Here is a 15,121-nt window from a genome sequence, read left to right as displayed (position 1 = left end):
ATGAAAAAATAGCAGCGGCATGAATGAAAAATATTAGGAAAGCTTGAATCGCAGTGACTGGTTAGTTTCACGACGCAATAAAAAGGGCGCTCTCGAAGAGCGCCCGTTTTTATTGTTGTTTCATTGGGCTTTTATCAGCCAGGCATTGGCCGTTTATTAGCAAAACCGATCGATGACCCGAACTTCCGAGTTGCCGCGCAGCGACTGCCACTCGGCTTTCAAGGTCTCCAGTACTCGACCGATGAAGTCCTTGTCGGCGGCGGCTTTCCTGCCGACATAACCCTGCCCGCGGCGGTACATCTTCAGGCGGGCCGCGAGGTCCCGGTTGTTCTGGTCGAACTCTGCTTCATGGCTATGGGGCGACAGGCAGTCGATATGCACTTGGCCCGACTTGGCAATCCACAGGATGTGGCTGTCGTGGCTGTCTTTCTGTGCGGCGAACATACGTGCCAATTCATCAATAGTGGGTTGATTGTTAAGATTCATTTGTAGCCCCCTTGACCATTCATCGATCTATCTGAGTTGATTCGCTAATTCATCTTGCTACGTCGGTAAGTTGAACCCTGATACCGGAAACAGGGCGACAGAGGGTGTCTGTCGGATACAGATAAGGCCCAGAGCCTGATGTGTGTAGTTACCTTGATCAACTGCTACGCAGAGAGCGTCACAACGATAGAAAAGCAGCATGAACCGGGATGAATCTGCCGACATTCCCACCATCGGCCACAAGCATCTTGAAGAGTTCTCGCCAGCTTTCCCGTCGTATCCGCACGGTCAATGCCAGGTCAGTTTCATCAATCTGCCTTGTGGGCAGTACACATCCGGGTCAACAGCTCGGCGGTCAGACGAGCTTGCTCATAACACCTTTGCCTCGTCCCCCGATCGGGGGGACGCCTGCATCATGCAAGGGCGGAATCCGCTCGTCAACGGTTTTGTAGTGGAAATTTTCATGCACTACATATTGTCCGACAATAGCCATAAAGCCATCATCCAGGCCCCTGACCGGGGCCTGGGCAGGTAGAATCGGCGCCTTGAAACGGTCCTGAGGTTGCAACGGTGGATGTACAACAAGGCTTCGTCCTGACGCGGCACTGGCGCGATACGCCAGCCGGTACGGAAGTCGAATTCTGGCTGGCCACCGACCAGGGGCCGCGTCACCTGCGCTTGCCGTTGCAGACTTCCGTGGCCTTCATCCCGGCCGTGCAGCGACCCCAGGCCGAACGCCTGCTGGCCGATGACCCGGATGTCGAACTGCGCCCCCTGCAGCTGCGCGATTTCCACCAGCGCCCGGTGCTGGGCCTGTATTGCCCGCAGCACAACCAGCTGATGCGCCTGGACAAGACCCTGCGTCGAGCCGGCGTCGAAGTGCTGGAAGCCGACATTCGGCCGCCGGAGCGCTACCTGATGGAACGCTTCATCACCGCACCGGTTCAGTTCAGCGGCCAGCCCGGCCCGGACGGGTTGCTGCTGGAGGCGCAGATGAAGCCGGCGGCGGACTATCGGCCGCGGCTGCGCCTGGTGTCCCTGGACATCGAGACCAGCGAGCGTGGCGAGCTGTACTCCATTGCCCTGGAAGGCTGCGGCCAGCGCCAGGTGTACATGCTCGGCAAGGCCCGGGCCGACGACAGCGCGGTGGATTTCGACCTCGAGTTCTGCGCCAGCCGCGAGCAATTGCTGCACAAGCTCAACCAGTGGCTGGTCGACCATGATCCCGACGCGATCATTGGCTGGAACCTGGTGCAGTTCGATCTGCGGGTGCTGCATGAACATGCCCGGCGCCTGGCCGTGCCGCTGCGCCTGGGCCGTGGTGGCGAGGAAATGCACTGGCGCGAGCATGCCACCCACAACCATTACTTCGCCTCGGCGGCGGGGCGGCTGATCATCGACGGCATCGAGGCCCTGCGCTCGGCCACCTGGAGCTTCCCGTCCTTCAGCCTGGAGAACGTCGCCCAGACCCTGCTTGGCGAGGGCAAGTCCATCGACAACCCCTACCAGCGCATGGACGAGATCAACCGCATGTTCGCCGAGGACAAGCCGGCCCTGGCCCGCTACAACCTCAAGGACTGCGAGCTGGTGACGCGGATCTTCGCCAAGACCGAACTGCTGACCTTCCTCCTGGAGCGGGCCACGGTCACCGGCTTGCCCGCCGATCGCAGCGGCGGTTCGGTGGCGGCCTTCACCCACCTGTACATGCCGCTGATGCACCGCCAGGGTTTCGTCGCCCCCAACCTCGGCGAACTGCCGCCCGAGGCCAGCCCCGGTGGTTTCGTCATGGACTCGCGGCCCGGGCTCTACGAATCGGTGCTGGTGCTGGACTACAAGAGCCTGTACCCATCGATCATCCGCAGCTTCCTGATCGACCCGGTGGGGCTGGTCGAGGGCCTGCGCCAGCCCGATGAGCAGCATTCGGTGGCGGGTTTTCGCGGGGCGCGCTTCTCTCGCACCCGGCATTGCCTGCCGTCCATCGTCACCCGGGTCGCCGAAGGCCGGGAGGTGGCCAAGCGCGAGCACAATGCGCCGCTGTCCCAGGCGCTGAAGATCATCATGAACGCCTTCTACGGGGTCCTGGGCTCCAGTGGCTGTCGCTTCTTCGATCCACGCCTGGCTTCGTCCATCACCCTGCGCGGGCACGAGATCATGGCCCGCACCCGGCAGTTGATCGAAGCCCAGGGGCACCAGGTGATCTATGGCGACACCGACTCCACCTTCGTCTGGCTTGGCAGTGCGCATGACGAGGAGCAGGCCGGGCAGATCGGCCGTGCCCTGGTGGCCCACGTCAACCAGTGGTGGCGTGATCATCTGCACCAGCAGTACGGCCTGGAAAGCGCCCTGGAGTTGCAGTTCGAAACCCACTACAAACGCTTTCTGATGCCCACCATCCGCGGGGCCGAGGAGGGCAGCAAGAAGCGCTACGCCGGCCTGGTGCAACGTGCCGATGGCCGCCAGGAAATGGTCTACAAGGGGCTGGAGACCGTGCGTACCGACTGGTCGCCGCTGGCCCGGGAGTTCCAGCAGGAGCTGTACCAGCGCATCTTCCATCGCCAGCCGTACCAGGATTACGTACGCGACTATGTGCAGCGCACGCTGGCTGGCCAGCAGGACGACCTGCTGATCTACCGCAAGCGCCTGCGCCGGCCCCTGGACGATTACGAGCGCAACGTCCCGCCCCATGTCCGTGCCGCGCGCCTGGCGGACGAGTACAACCGCGAACAGGGTCGCCCGCTGCAATACCAGAAGGGCGGGTGGATCAGCTACGTGATCACCCTGGCCGGCCCGGAGCCCCTGGAAAACCGCCGGGCCGCCATCGACTACGAGCACTACCTGACCCGGCAGTTGCAGCCGGTGGCGGACGCCATCCTGCCCTTCGTGCAGGACGACTTCACGACCCTGGTGGGTGGGCAGATGGGACTGTTCTGAGGCCTGCCAGCGAAGGCCCCTGTGAGGGACAGGGTCAGTCGTCGACGGCCTCGCACAGGCTGCTGGCGCCGTGTTTGTCGGTGTACTTCACGCTCACCGAATCGTCGTCCTCGACACTGATGGACAGGCTCGCCTGTGGCGTTTTGACCTGGAAATGCCGTTCATCCACGGCATGGCTCTCCACCGCCTTGCCGTTGAGATAGACCGGCCCGCCCTGGTCGGCGCTGACGGCCAGGTTGCCGGGACAGGCGACGTTGAACAGCGGGATACCTTCGGCCTGGGCCGCACCGGCGGCGATCAGCAAAGCGCCCAGCAGCAGGATATTGCGCATTTCGGACTCCTCGAGGAAAGGGGGCGGACGCGGCGTGGCAGGCCCCGGACAAGTGCCTAGCCTAGCGTCGGTGCGGTACGCGTGCGAGTGGAAAATGTCCCCTCGAATCCAAGGGATTCAGCGGGTTTGTCGGACAAAAAAAACCATGGACTCGCCGTCGACGACTGTGTCAGTTTTTCAGCGCCTCTATGGGCGAGTGATAGGACGATCTCGCAGGCGGGGTCGTTTGTGTTCTATCGAATATCTTTTGTCTGGAACAAGGACGTAACAATGTCAAAGACACTGTCACAAGCACTGTCGGAAATCACCTGGAACTGGGCCGACCCGGCCGCACAAGCCAGCAACGCCTACCAACAGGTACAGGCCTTCAGTCACCTCTATGATCGTGGCGGCAGCGACCTGGTGAACGGCAAGCCGTCGTTCACCGCCGACCAGGCGGCTGATTCGATCCTGCGCAAGAACCTGTCATGGCACGACAAGAACGGCGACGGCAAGATCGACCTGACCTACACCTTCCTCACCGACAAACCTGCCAACTACAACCCGTCCCTGGGGACCTTCAGCCAGTTCAGTGCCTTGCAGAAGGCCCAGGCCGTGCTGTCCATGCAGTCCTGGGCGGACGTGGCCAATGTCAGCTTCACCGAGGCGGCCAAGGGCGGCGACGGGCACATGACGTTCGGCAACTACAACGTCAGTACCGGTGGCGCGGCCTTTGCCTACCTGCCATCCGGGGGCAGCTACGACGGTCAGTCCTGGTACCTGATCAACAGCCAGTACCGAGTCAACGAGACCCCCGGCACCGGCAACTACGGACGCCAGACCCTGACCCACGAGATCGGCCATACCCTGGGCCTGTCCCATCCTGGAACGTACAACGCCGGCAACGGCAACCCTACCTACAAGGATGCCAGCTACGCCCAGGACACCCGTGGCTACAGCCTGATGAGCTACTGGAGCGAGAGCAACACCGGCCAGAGCTTCACCAAGGATGGCAGCGGGGCCTATGCCTCGGCGCCGCTGGTGGATGACATCGTCGCGGTGCAGAAGCTCTACGGCGCCAACTACCAGACCCGTGCCGACGACACCGTGTACGGCTTCAACTCCAACACCGGACGGGATTTCTACAGCGCCCACTCCAACAGCGACAAGCTGGTGTTCGCGGTCTGGGACGGCGGCGGCAACGACACCCTGGATTTCTCGGGTTTCACTCATAACCAGAAGATCAACCTCAACGCCGGTTCCTTCTCCGACGTTGGCGGCCTGGTGGGCAACGTCTCCATCGCCTATGGCGTGACCGTGGAGAATGCCATTGGCGGTTCCGGCAACGACCTGCTGATCGGCAATGCGGCGGCCAACATCCTCGAAGGCGGTGCCGGCAACGACATCCTCTACGGTGGTGGCGGTGGCGATACCCTGTGGGGCGGGGCAGGGGCTGACACCTTCGTGTTTGGTGCGGCGTCGGATTCCACCTTTGACGCGCCGGACTGGATCATGGATTTCGCCAGTGGCCAGGACAAGATCGACCTCACCGGCATCCCGCAGTTCGCGACCGGCGGCGCAACGCTGAACTTCGTCAATGCCTTCACCGGGCATGCGGGCGATGCGATCCTCAGCTATTTCGCCGACACCAACCAGAGCAGCCTGCTGGTAGACCTCACCGGCCACGGCACGGCGGATTTTGCCGTGGGTATCGTTGGCCAGGCGGCCACGACCGACATCATCGCCTGATCGACCCAAGCCAATGGAAGCGGCGCGCCATGCGCCGCTTCCACACTACCGGTCAGGGCCTGCCAGCTGCTCGGTAGCAGCCCGACCGCCACCGGCTTCCCCGGTGCTCAGTCGCCGCCCCCTCCGCCACAACCCCCGCCTCCGCAACCACTGCTGTCACCCCCTGCGTCGCTGCCACCGTCGCCGCCGAAGCGCGAGCTGTCGCTGTCGGAGCTGCTGGAACTGCTGGGGGACGAGTCGCTGCCCAGGGAGCTGCTGTGCAGGTCGCTGCCGCAGTGAACCACCGTGCTGCCGGCGCTGCTGTCGCCCTGGCGCCGCAGGGACTGGCAGTCGGCGACGTAGTGGAAGCCCTGGGCGATCTTCAGCTTGGTGTCCAGGGCGAACAGCAGCGGCAGGCGGCTAGGCTGGGCGGGGTTGATGTTCTCTTCGCGGCAGGCCTGCTGCCAGATTCGGCGCAGCCCGTCGTCGCTCTGGCGTTCGGCATCGCGGCCCAGGGCCGCTGCCGGGGTGTGGTGCAGGAACTGGCCGAACGCCTTGTGGCAGAACGCCTGGTACTCCCGGGTGTGGAGGATGAACTCATGCCACAGGTCGTCCACCACCTGGGAGGGCATAGAGACATAACGCTGGCCGCTTTTGAGATACGCCAGGAAAAACTGGCGCAAGCCCTGGGCCACCAGTTGGCAGTCCTTGAGGGTCAATTGCGGGTGCCGGGCCCGCAGGGGCACGAACAATCCGGGCGGCAGGCTGAAGGTGCGAATGAAGGCTTCGCGCCGCAGGACCGCCAGGGTTTTCTGGCGTCGCCAGAACAGCAGGACCAGGGCCAGCGCGGCCACGGTGGGCAAGATGAACAGCATGCGAGGTCTCCAGCGCAAGGGGGCCCAGACAGTGGCGCAAAGCCGCGGTTTGTTCAAGCCGGAGACCGTCGCGGCCGGGCAGCGGCGACCGGGGACAGATGACGGAAAAACCCCGGTGGCGCCAGGTCGTGCTTCTATCCTCTGGCTGGCGCCGGTCGCACTTGCGCCCGGCCATGGATTTCACCCCACACGGAAGTCATGCCATGAAACCCAGCACCTCACTCTCTCTCGCCGTGGGCCTGGCGGGCCTGTGCCTGCTGCCCACCGCCCAAGCCGACCAGGGCAGCGACACGGTGGCCCGTCTCAATCAGCTGTACAACGACACTCGCCAGGACTGTGGCGGCCCGTCCAAGCCGGCGTTCCTCTGCTCCGGTGTGCTGTTTCGCGCCACCTGGCCCTCCACCGACTACCAGTTCTACAGCATCAGCCCCAAAAGCCAGGCCAGCGGCGGCGTCTCGGCGTCCTACCTGCGCAAGGATTCCAAGTTCCGCAAGCTGGCCTACGGCCTGCAGAGCGGCTTCATCTTCGACACCATCTTCGGCAACCCCAAGGATCACCAGGACTATGCCGTGCTGTGCTCCTTTCCCATCGACGCCGCCACCGACGATCGCCAGCAGCAGGGGTGCACCGACTCCCGGCGCACCCCGGGCAGCGTCGAGAAGTTCTGCCACGAGGTTGGTGTGACCACCGCCGAGCAATGGGGCGCCAACTACCGGCAGAACCGGGGCGATCACTCGCGCCAGTGCTCCTTCGATGTGCGTGACGAGCGCAACACCGCCGCCGGCCCGGCGTTCTACCAGAGCATCCGTTCCATGGCGCAGATCGCCGCCGAATCCTTCGGCACCCAGAACGAGCTGCGCCTGGCCAAGTGGGAGGAAAAACCGCCGCAGTCGCCGTCGATCCTGGCGCTGTTCTACACCGAGGAGGGCGGCCTGGAAGGCGCGCGCCTGAACCAGATCCAGTGGTACAAGGCAGTCCAGCAGTACCTGCCGGTGATCAACATGAAGCTGCCGCAGACACCCCAGCAGGAGGCGAGCTTTGTCTACGACAACAAGAAACAGGTGATCTACCCCATCACCGAGAAGAACAGCTGCGAACGTTATGTGCAGAGTGCCGCCTGGATCGAGCGTGACGACCCGGGCTTCGGCAAGAAGGTCATGACCCTGGAAGTCATCCCCACCGATTGCGGGCGCAAGGTCCAGGACAACCAGACCAACAACTTCTTCAACGAACTGGCCAGCGATCACTACCTCGATGCCCAGTGGAAGAACAACCCGGACAACCGCGACAGCACGGTGGGCAGCATGCGCCGCCAGCTGGTCTGCCACTTCAACATCGCCCGCAACAAGCCCGAGTGGAACCTGGAGCCCTCGCGCCCCTACACCTCCAACGAGGACTCCATCGCCAAGGGCTGCAACAACATCTGAGTCCCCGAGTAGGGTGGGGCAAGGCGCCCGGGTCCCAGGACCCGGGCTTTCTTTCAGAGGTGATGGATGTCCACGTCACGGGTTTCCTTCAGGCACAGCAGGCCGATCACCAGGCTGGCCCCAGTGATCAACACCGGGTACCAGAGGCCGTAGAAGATGTCGCCGGTGTACACCACCAGGGCAAAGGACACGGTGGGCAGGAAGCCGCCAAACCAGCCGTTGCCGATGTGGTAGGGCAGGGACATCGAGGTGTAGCGGATGCGGGTCGGGAACAGTTCGACCATCAGCGCCGCCAGCGGGCCGTAGCACATGGCGGCGATCAGGATCAGGGCGACGATCAGCGCGACCACCATGACCTTGTTGACGTTCTGGCTGTCGGCCTGTTGCGGGTAGCCGGCCAGGGTCACCGCCCCACGCAGGGCCGCCTCGTCGAAACCGTCGATCTTCACGTCGCCGACGCTGACCTGCACCGGACTGCCAGCCGGGGCGGCAATGCTGCTGTAGGGCAGGCCCTGTTTCACCAGGAAGGTCTTGACCTTGTCGCAGGGGCTGTCGAAGCGGGCCTTGCCCACCGGGTCGAACTGGAAGGTGCAGGTGGCCGGGTCGGCAGTGACGGCGATCGGCGCCTGGCGGCTGGCCTGGTCGATGGCCGGGTTGGCGTAGTGGGCCAGGCTCTTGAAGATCGGGAAGTACAGCGCCGTGGCCAGCAGCAGGCCGAACATCATCACCGGCTTGCGGCCGATCTTGTCCGAAAGCCAGCCGAACAAGATGAACATCGGCGCACCGATCACCACGCTGATGATCAGCAGGCTGTTGGCCAGGGCCGGGTCCATCTTGAGGAACTGGGTGAGAAAGAACAGCACGTAGAATTGCGCGGCGTAGAAGGTCACTGCTTGCCCGGCATTGATGCTGAACAGGGCGATCAGCACCACCTTGAGGTTCTCCCACTTGCCGAAGGACTCGCGGATCGGCGCCTTGCTGGCGAGGCCTTCCTCTTTCATCTTCAGGAAGGCCGGTGATTCGTGCAGGCTCATGCGAATCCAGGTGGAGATACCCAGCAGCACGATCGACAGCAGGAACGGCAGGCGCCAGCCCCAGACCTCGAACTGGTCGCCAGTGAAGTAGCGGCAGCCCAGCACCACCAGCAGCGAAAGCAGCAGGCCCAGGGTCGCGGTGGACTGGATCCAGCTGGTGTGCAGGCCGCGCTTGCCCTGGGGCGCGTGCTCGGCCACGTAGGTCGCGGCACCGCCGTACTCGCCGCCCAGGGCCAGGCCCTGGAGCATGCGCAAGGCCACCAGGATGATCGGCGCGGCGATGCCGATGCTGGCGTAGTTGGGCAACAGGCCCACGGCAAAGGTGGCCAGGCCCATCAGGATGATGGTGGCGAGAAAGGTGTACTTGCGCCCGATCATGTCCCCCAGGCGACCGAACACCAGGGCCCCGAAGGGCCGTACCACGAAGCCGGCGGCGAAGGCCATCAGGGCGAAGATGAAGGCCGTGGTGTCGTTGACCCCGGCGAAGAACTGCTTGCTGATCACCGCCGCCAGGGCGCCGTAGAGAAAGAAGTCGTACCACTCGAAGACGGTGCCGAGGGACGAGGCGAAGATCACCTTCTGGCTTTCCTTGTTGGTAGGCGCCACGGCTGCGGCGTCCATCGCTTGAGCATGTTCCGACATATCGATATCCCTCACAGTGACTATTTTTGTTGTTCCACTGTCGGCGCCAGCGTGGCGTCGCTATCTGGTTTTGTACCGGCCTCTGTAGGAGCGAAGCTTGCTCGCGATAGCGTCGGCGTGGGCGGCTCGATCTCTCTGGCGTGCCGGCTGGCTCTGTCGCGGGCAAGCCTCGCTCCTACAATCAGGCGGGAGAGGCGGTCTGTTTTTCCGGCGTAGTGCTCCTTGTGGTCGTGGCAAGAATCAGCTCGGCGGCCTTCTCGGCGATCATCAGCGTCGGCGAGCAGGTGTTGCCCGAGGTGATGCGCGGCATGATCGAGGCATCGGCGATACGCAACCCGGCGATGCCATGCACCCGCAGTTGGGCGTCCACCACGGCCTGGGCGTCGTGCCCCATGCGACAGGTGCCCACCGGATGGAAGATGGTGGTGCCGATCTTCGCTGCGGCTTCATGCAACTGCTCCTGGCTCTGCAATTGCGCACCGGGCAGGTATTCACTGGGCCTGAACGCTTGCAGGGCCGGGGCGGCGACGATGCGCCGGGTCAGGCGGATGGCATCGGCGGCCACTTGCAGGTCTTGCGGGTGGCTCAGGTAGTTGGGCTGGATCAGCGGTGCCTGGCCCGCTTCCACCGAGCGAATCTCGACCCGGCCACGGCTTTGCGGGCGCAGGTCGCAGACCGAGGCAGTGAAGGCCGGGAAGCTGTGCAGCGGCTCGCCGAAGCGTTCCAGGGACAGCGGCTGCACGTGGTATTCGAGGTTGGCGGTGGCCTGTTCAGGGCCCGACCGGGCAAAGGCGCCGAGCTGGCTGGGGGCCATGGACAGCGGGCCGCTGCGGTCGTACAGGTAGCGCAGGCCCATGCCCATCTTGCCCCAGAGACTGCCGGCGATCTGGTTCAAGGTACGGGCGTTGTCCAGTTTGTAGATCAGTCGCAGTTGCAGGTGGTCCTGCAGGTTCGCACCCACGCCGGGCAGGGCATGGGCGACGCCGATACCCAGGCGTTGCAGGAGCGCCACCGGGCCGATGCCGGAGCGCTGGAGGATGCTTGGCGAGCCGATGGAGCCGGCGCAGAGGATGATTTCCCGACGGGCCTTGAAGTTGTGCAGGCGTCCCTGGGCCATGGCGCGAACCGCCGTGGCGCGACCGCCCTCGAGGATCAGCCGCTGGACCTCGACATCGGTCAGCACGGTGAGGTTGGGGCGCCGGGCAATGGGCTTGAGGAAGGCCTTGGCGGCGTTCCAGCGCACCCCGGCCTTCTGGTTGACCTGGAAGTAGCCGCAACCTTCGTTGTCGCCGCCGTTGAAGTCATCGATGTTGGGGATGCCACTCTGCTCGGCAGCGCTGCGAAAGGCATCGAGGATCGGCCACGACAGGCGCTGGCGCTCCACCCGCCATTCACCGGTGCTGCCATGCACCTGGCTGGCCCCTGCAAAGTGGTTCTCGCTCTTCTTGAACAGCGCCAGGACCTCGCTCCAGCTCCAGCCCGGGTTGCCCTCGGCGGCCCAGCCATCGTAGTCGGCAGCCTGGCCGCGCATGTAGATCATGCCGTTGATCGACGAGCAGCCCCCCAGCACCTTGCCCCGCGGGTAGCTCAGGCTGCGGCCCTGCAGGCCCGGCTCGGCCTCGGTCTTGAAGCACCAGTCGGTGCGCGGGTTGCCGATGCAGAACAGGTAGCCGACGGGAATGTGGATCCAGGGGTAGTTGTCGCGCCCACCGGCTTCCAGCAGCAGCACCCGGTGCTCGGGGTTGGCGGACAAGCGATTGGCCAGCAGGCAGCCGGCGGGACCGGCACCGACCACGATGTAGTCGTAAGCGTCAAAGGCAGGAAGCATCCGTGACCTCGTTGGCAGATTCTTATTAGCAGCTGTCCGTCATCCGCGGCAGCCTTGTGCTTCATCCTAGTTGTTAGCTTTCGTTAAAAGAATGTTAGTTTTTGCCCACCCGCTGTGCGTTTTCTAACAGCGTTCGCCCCACGGCACCGGCAAGGAATCCCCATGTTCGACTGGAACGACCTGCGCTTTTTTCTCGAACTGCAACGCAGCGGGCGCCTGCTGACCGCCGCGCGCCGCCTGAACACCACCCACGCCACGGTGGCGCGGCACATCGAGGCGGTGGAGAAGGCCCTGGGCACCGCGCTGTTCGTCCAGCATGCCCAGGGCTATGAACTGACCCCGGCCGGCGAGGCGCTGCTCAAGCACGCCGAGGCCATGGAGAACGTCGCACTGCTGGCCCAGGAGGAAATCACCCAGTCCAGCGCGCTGCTGGGCAAGATCCGCGTCGGCGTCACCGAGGGCCTGGGGGTCAAGTTCCTCGCCAGCCGCATGGGTGGCCTGTTCGAGCGCTACCCGGGGCTGGAGGTGGAGCTGGTGGCGGTGCCGCGGTTCGTCAGCATCCTCAACCGCGAGGCGGAAATCAGCATCCACCTCGAGCGGCCCAGCGCCGACATGCTGGTGACCCGCAAGCTCACCGACTACCGCCTGGCGCTTTACGCCAGCGCGGCCTATCTGGATCGCGCACCGCCGTTGCGCAGCCGCGAGGACCTCGGGCGCCATGCCTGGATCGGCTACGTCAACGACCTGCTGTTCAGCCAGGAACTGATGTTCCTCAACAGTTTCTGTCGCAACCCCCAGGTGGTGTTCCACAGCACCAGCGTCATCGCCCAGCAGGAAGCGGCCCGTTCCGGCCTGGGGATCGCCGTGCTGCCGTGCTACATGGCCGCCAGGGACCGGCAACTGGTGCCGTTGCTGCCCACCGAGAGCATCCAGCGCGCCTACTGGATCAGCACCCGCCGCGAACTGCACAAGTCGGTGCGCCTGCGGGTGGTCTGGGACTACCTCATGGAGCTGTGCGGCACGCACCAGCCGGTATTGCTGGGGACCGCCCCACAGGTCTAGGGCGATTCACAGCAGCGGTCCGCAATGGGCCGAGCGGGTGAGCAGGTCGCCGGCCTGGATATCCACGAAGCGCGAGCCGTAGGACAGCGGCTTGAGTGCCCCGCGATCCTGGCCCATGCCCAGGCCTCCGGTGGTGCGGGTCTCGCCGTCCTGCAACAGCGGGTCCAGGCGGGCCTGGGCATCCACCAGGCGCAGGGTCACCGCCTGGCGCCGTTGCACTTCACCGGCCAGCAAGGGGCTGGAGCGGTGCCACAGGTATTTGCTGAACAGCAGGGCGTCGCCGGGTTCGAATGCTGCTTCGATACGCTGCTGCTCGAAACAGTCGGTTAGGGCGCCTGGGGTGGCGTAGGTCTGGCGCAGCAGGGCGCAGAGTTCGGCCACCGGCTCGCCCTCGGCCAGTTTCTGTGCCAGCAGGCGCGAGAACTGGAAGTTGCCCTGGGCCGAGAACAGCGACAGCGGCACCCAGGCCATGCCGCCGCCCTGGGCTTCGGGGCGCACCGGTTGCAACGGCAGCCACAGGCTGAAGGCCGGGTCCTGGGGGCGGATGTAGCGAAAGTTCAGCGAGTCGTAGTGCCAGGCGAAACCCGAGCGCCCCACGCCCAGCTCGAAGCCCTGGGCCTCACACAGGATCAGCCGGCTGTCGGTGAGGTAGGTCAGCATCTGGGCCAGTGCCGGCTGACCTTGGAGTTGCCGGAGAATACCGTCCTGGTCCAGGCGATGGGTCAGGCGGCTGAACCCCTCGCCAGTGGTTGCCTGGGCCGGGCGCAGCTGCTGGTCCACCAGCTGGCGCAACGACGCGATGGCGGTGGCCGTCAGCAGCCCCGGCAGCTTCAGGTAGCCCTGCTCCTGCAAGGCTCGCCGCTGGAGCGGGCCCAGGGGCAGGTGGTTGACCAGGGCAGGGACGGGCGACAGCGGCAGGTTCACGGGCGTATTCCATTACCGGGCGACATGGCCAGTCAGTATGGACAGGGCTGGCCCACGGCGCTGGCTGGATTCGACTTCGACGGGCGTGTCCGCGACATCGCCATTCACTGGGTTTGCCTTCTGGCCTGCCTTGGGCGCGTCCAAGGTGTGGAGGGGCGTTTGCCGATCCTCACGGCTCGCTTGCCAGGCGAGCGTGCCCTTGCGCGATGGCTCATCAGGCAGCGGGCTTCAGCCGATGTCATCGGCCCTTTCGGCAGGGGCTCTGCCCTGACGTTCCGGCGACAGCTCGGCGCTGGCAATGTCGGCCCTGCGTCGCGAGCCCAGCAGCAAACCCATGGCCAGCAGGCTGGAGGCGCCCGCCAGCAGCATGGCCAGGCGAAAACCGCTGGTCATGGCCGTGCTGTACAGCTCGCTGAACAGCGGATTGTCCAGTGGCAGCTGGTGTTCGGTCACCGCCCGATGGGCCAGTTCGCTGGCACTGGCCATGCCGCTGGCCCGCGCCGATTGCTCCAGCACCTGGATGGCCCGGGTGCTCATCAGGCTGCCGAGCAGGGCGATGCCGACGCTCATGCCGGTCTGGCGCAGGGCATTCATGCTGGCCGAGGCGATCCCGGCGCGCTCCGGCGGGCTACAGGCCATGACCGTCAGGCCGGTGCCCGGCACCGTCAGGCCCATCCCCAGGCCCAGCATCGCCAGCAACGAGCCCACCAGCCAGTAAGGGGTGTGGGCGTCGAAACCGGTCATGGCGGTCATGGCCACGCCCACCAGGCCGTATCCGGCAACCATCAGCCAGGGCAATGGCAGGCGCCTGTTGATGCGCCCGAAGAGGATCGACACCACGCCGGTGACGATGAACTGCGGCAGCATCCGCAGACCGGTCTCGGCGGCGGACCAGCCCTGGATCTGCTGCAGGAAGATCGAGAAGAAGAACAGGCTGGCGTAGCAGGAAAAACCCAGGATGAACGAGGCCAGGTTGGCCACCGCGAAATGCCGCTGGCGGAACAGGTCCAGCGGCACCAGCGGCCGTTGCACTCGGCGTTCCACCCGGCAGAAGAGCACCAGCGCAACGCCAGACACCAGCAATGACAGGAGGCTATCGGGGTGGGTGAAGCCCTCTTCGCCGGCCAGGATCAGGCCATAGGTCAGGGCGGCCAGCCACAGCACGCTCAGGGCCTGGCCCAGCGGGTCGAGCGCCGCATGCTGGGGGTGCTTGCGTTCGCTGATGCCCCAGCATCCGAGGGCCAGGGCCAAGAGGCCGATGGGCAGGTTGATCAGGAAGATGCTCTGCCAGCCGACGGACTCCAGCAGCAGGCCACCCAACAGCGGGCCGAGGATCAGCGCCAGGGCACTGAACGCCGACCAGCCGCCGATCACGTGGGCCCGCTGGCGCAGGTCGGGGAAGGCGTGGCTGAGGATCGGCATCGCCCCGGGAATCAGCAGCGCCCCGGCCAGCCCCTGGACTGCGCGCCCGGCCAGCAGCAACCAGAGTTCCTGGGCCATGGCGCAGAGCGCCGACCCCAGGGTGAACAACAGTACTCCGGCCAGCCAGCAGCGCTTGTGACCGAAACGATCGCCCAGCGGACCGGCCGACAGCATGAAGGCCGAGAGGCATATGGCGTAGGCGTTGACCACCCATTGCAGGCCGGCCAGGTCGGTGGCCAGGGCGTGTTGCAGGGTCGGCAGGGCGACGTTGACGATGCTGATATCCAGCGAGGCGAGAAAGGTCCCCAGGTAGGCGGCAGCCACCAGGGCCGGGCGGCGATAGCGTTCCATGAAGCAACTCCGATAGAGGGCCGCAGAGGGGCAGGAGGCTCAGGTTAGTATTTCGACTGACCGTCGGTCAATGGAAAATGATAAATATTCTCAACTCTCTT

At 64.8% G+C, this 15,121-nt stretch carries 12 protein-coding genes; 5 read left to right on the top strand and 7 right to left on the bottom strand.

The window, feature by feature from the left end:
- Positions 1-156 precede the first annotated feature (156 nt).
- Entirely contained in the window at positions 157-486 is a 330-nt protein-coding gene (locus tag LGQ10_RS07330; protein WP_058438489.1) for a hypothetical protein, read from the bottom strand.
- 199 nt (positions 487-685) lie between these two features.
- Here LGQ10_RS07330 and LGQ10_RS07325 point away from each other — a divergent pair, with 199 nt between their 5' ends.
- Both LGQ10_RS07325 and LGQ10_RS07320 read left to right on the top strand, forming a co-directional pair.
- Entirely contained in the window at positions 686-1,021 is a 336-nt protein-coding gene (locus LGQ10_RS07325) for a hypothetical protein (protein WP_226525140.1), read from the top strand.
- A gap of 35 nt (positions 1,022-1,056) precedes the next feature.
- Positions 1,057-3,417 (top strand): DNA polymerase II, encoded by a 2,361-nt coding sequence (locus tag LGQ10_RS07320; protein WP_226525139.1) that lies wholly within the window; start codon positions 1,057-1,059, stop codon positions 3,415-3,417.
- 34 nt (positions 3,418-3,451) lie between these two features.
- On the opposite strand, the gene LGQ10_RS07315 is transcribed toward LGQ10_RS07320, so the two are convergent.
- Positions 3,452-3,748, bottom strand: coding sequence for a hypothetical protein (locus LGQ10_RS07315; RefSeq protein WP_058434529.1), 297 nt, complete (start codon positions 3,746-3,748; stop codon positions 3,452-3,454).
- Positions 3,749-4,018: 270 nt separating this feature from the next.
- On the opposite strand from LGQ10_RS07315, the gene LGQ10_RS07310 reads away from it, so the two are divergent.
- Positions 4,019-5,476, top strand: a complete 1,458-nt coding sequence (locus LGQ10_RS07310; RefSeq protein ID WP_226525138.1) for a serralysin family metalloprotease — start codon at positions 4,019-4,021, stop codon at positions 5,474-5,476.
- A gap of 107 nt (positions 5,477-5,583) precedes the next feature.
- On the opposite strand, the gene LGQ10_RS07305 is transcribed toward LGQ10_RS07310, so the two are convergent.
- On the bottom strand, positions 5,584-6,330 hold the full coding sequence (locus tag LGQ10_RS07305) for a glycine-rich domain-containing protein (protein WP_226525137.1): 747 nt from the start codon (positions 6,328-6,330) through the stop codon (positions 5,584-5,586).
- A gap of 203 nt (positions 6,331-6,533) precedes the next feature.
- On the opposite strand from LGQ10_RS07305, the gene LGQ10_RS07300 reads away from it, so the two are divergent.
- A complete protein-coding gene (locus LGQ10_RS07300; RefSeq protein ID WP_226525136.1) occupies positions 6,534-7,757 on the top strand; it encodes a DUF2599 domain-containing protein in 1,224 nt (407 codons plus the stop codon).
- A gap of 53 nt (positions 7,758-7,810) precedes the next feature.
- Here LGQ10_RS07300 and LGQ10_RS07295 read toward each other — a convergent pair whose 3' ends face one another.
- A complete protein-coding gene (locus LGQ10_RS07295) occupies positions 7,811-9,433 on the bottom strand; it encodes an MFS transporter (protein ID WP_226525135.1) in 1,623 nt (540 codons plus the stop codon).
- Between the two features lie 181 nt (positions 9,434-9,614).
- Entirely contained in the window at positions 9,615-11,261 is a 1,647-nt protein-coding gene (locus LGQ10_RS07290; protein ID WP_226525134.1) for a GMC family oxidoreductase, read from the bottom strand.
- A 162-nt stretch (positions 11,262-11,423) separates the two neighbouring features.
- On the opposite strand from LGQ10_RS07290, the gene LGQ10_RS07285 reads away from it, so the two are divergent.
- Positions 11,424-12,323: a LysR family transcriptional regulator gene (locus LGQ10_RS07285; protein ID WP_226525133.1), complete on the top strand. Its 900-nt coding sequence runs from the start codon at positions 11,424-11,426 to the stop codon at positions 12,321-12,323.
- 6 nt (positions 12,324-12,329) lie between these two features.
- On the opposite strand, the gene LGQ10_RS07280 is transcribed toward LGQ10_RS07285, so the two are convergent.
- Together LGQ10_RS07280 and LGQ10_RS07275 are read right to left on the bottom strand one after the other, a co-directional pair.
- Positions 12,330-13,247, bottom strand: coding sequence for a phytanoyl-CoA dioxygenase family protein (locus LGQ10_RS07280; protein WP_226525132.1), 918 nt, complete (start codon positions 13,245-13,247; stop codon positions 12,330-12,332).
- 228 nt (positions 13,248-13,475) lie between these two features.
- A complete protein-coding gene (locus tag LGQ10_RS07275) occupies positions 13,476-15,020 on the bottom strand; it encodes an MFS transporter (protein WP_226525131.1) in 1,545 nt (514 codons plus the stop codon).
- Between the last annotated feature and the right edge of the window lie 101 nt (positions 15,021-15,121).

The organism is Pseudomonas sp. L5B5, assembly GCF_020520285.1.
Classification (GTDB): Bacteria; Pseudomonadota; Gammaproteobacteria; order Pseudomonadales; family Pseudomonadaceae; genus Aquipseudomonas.
The sequence above is the reverse complement of the archived record's forward strand: the minus strand, read 5'-3'. Positions and strand labels throughout refer to the sequence as shown.

Excerpts from the sequence above, each read along its gene's own strand:
- LGQ10_RS07330 (WP_058438489.1), bottom strand. The coding sequence starts at position 486 with ATGAATCTTAACAATCAACCCACTATTGATGAATTGGCACGTATGTTC.
- LGQ10_RS07325 (WP_226525140.1), top strand. The coding sequence starts at position 686 with ATGAACCGGGATGAATCTGCCGACATTCCCACCATCGGCCACAAGCAT.
- LGQ10_RS07315 (WP_058434529.1), bottom strand. The coding sequence starts at position 3,748 with ATGCGCAATATCCTGCTGCTGGGCGCTTTGCTGATCGCCGCCGGTGCG.
- LGQ10_RS07310 (WP_226525138.1), top strand. The coding sequence starts at position 4,019 with ATGTCAAAGACACTGTCACAAGCACTGTCGGAAATCACCTGGAACTGG.
- LGQ10_RS07305 (WP_226525137.1), bottom strand. The coding sequence starts at position 6,330 with ATGCTGTTCATCTTGCCCACCGTGGCCGCGCTGGCCCTGGTCCTGCTG.
- LGQ10_RS07300 (WP_226525136.1), top strand. The coding sequence starts at position 6,534 with ATGAAACCCAGCACCTCACTCTCTCTCGCCGTGGGCCTGGCGGGCCTG.
- LGQ10_RS07295 (WP_226525135.1), bottom strand. The coding sequence starts at position 9,433 with ATGTCGGAACATGCTCAAGCGATGGACGCCGCAGCCGTGGCGCCTACC.
- LGQ10_RS07290 (WP_226525134.1), bottom strand. The coding sequence starts at position 11,261 with ATGCTTCCTGCCTTTGACGCTTACGACTACATCGTGGTCGGTGCCGGT.
- LGQ10_RS07285 (WP_226525133.1), top strand. The coding sequence starts at position 11,424 with ATGTTCGACTGGAACGACCTGCGCTTTTTTCTCGAACTGCAACGCAGC.
- LGQ10_RS07275 (WP_226525131.1), bottom strand. The coding sequence starts at position 15,020 with ATGGAACGCTATCGCCGCCCGGCCCTGGTGGCTGCCGCCTACCTGGGG.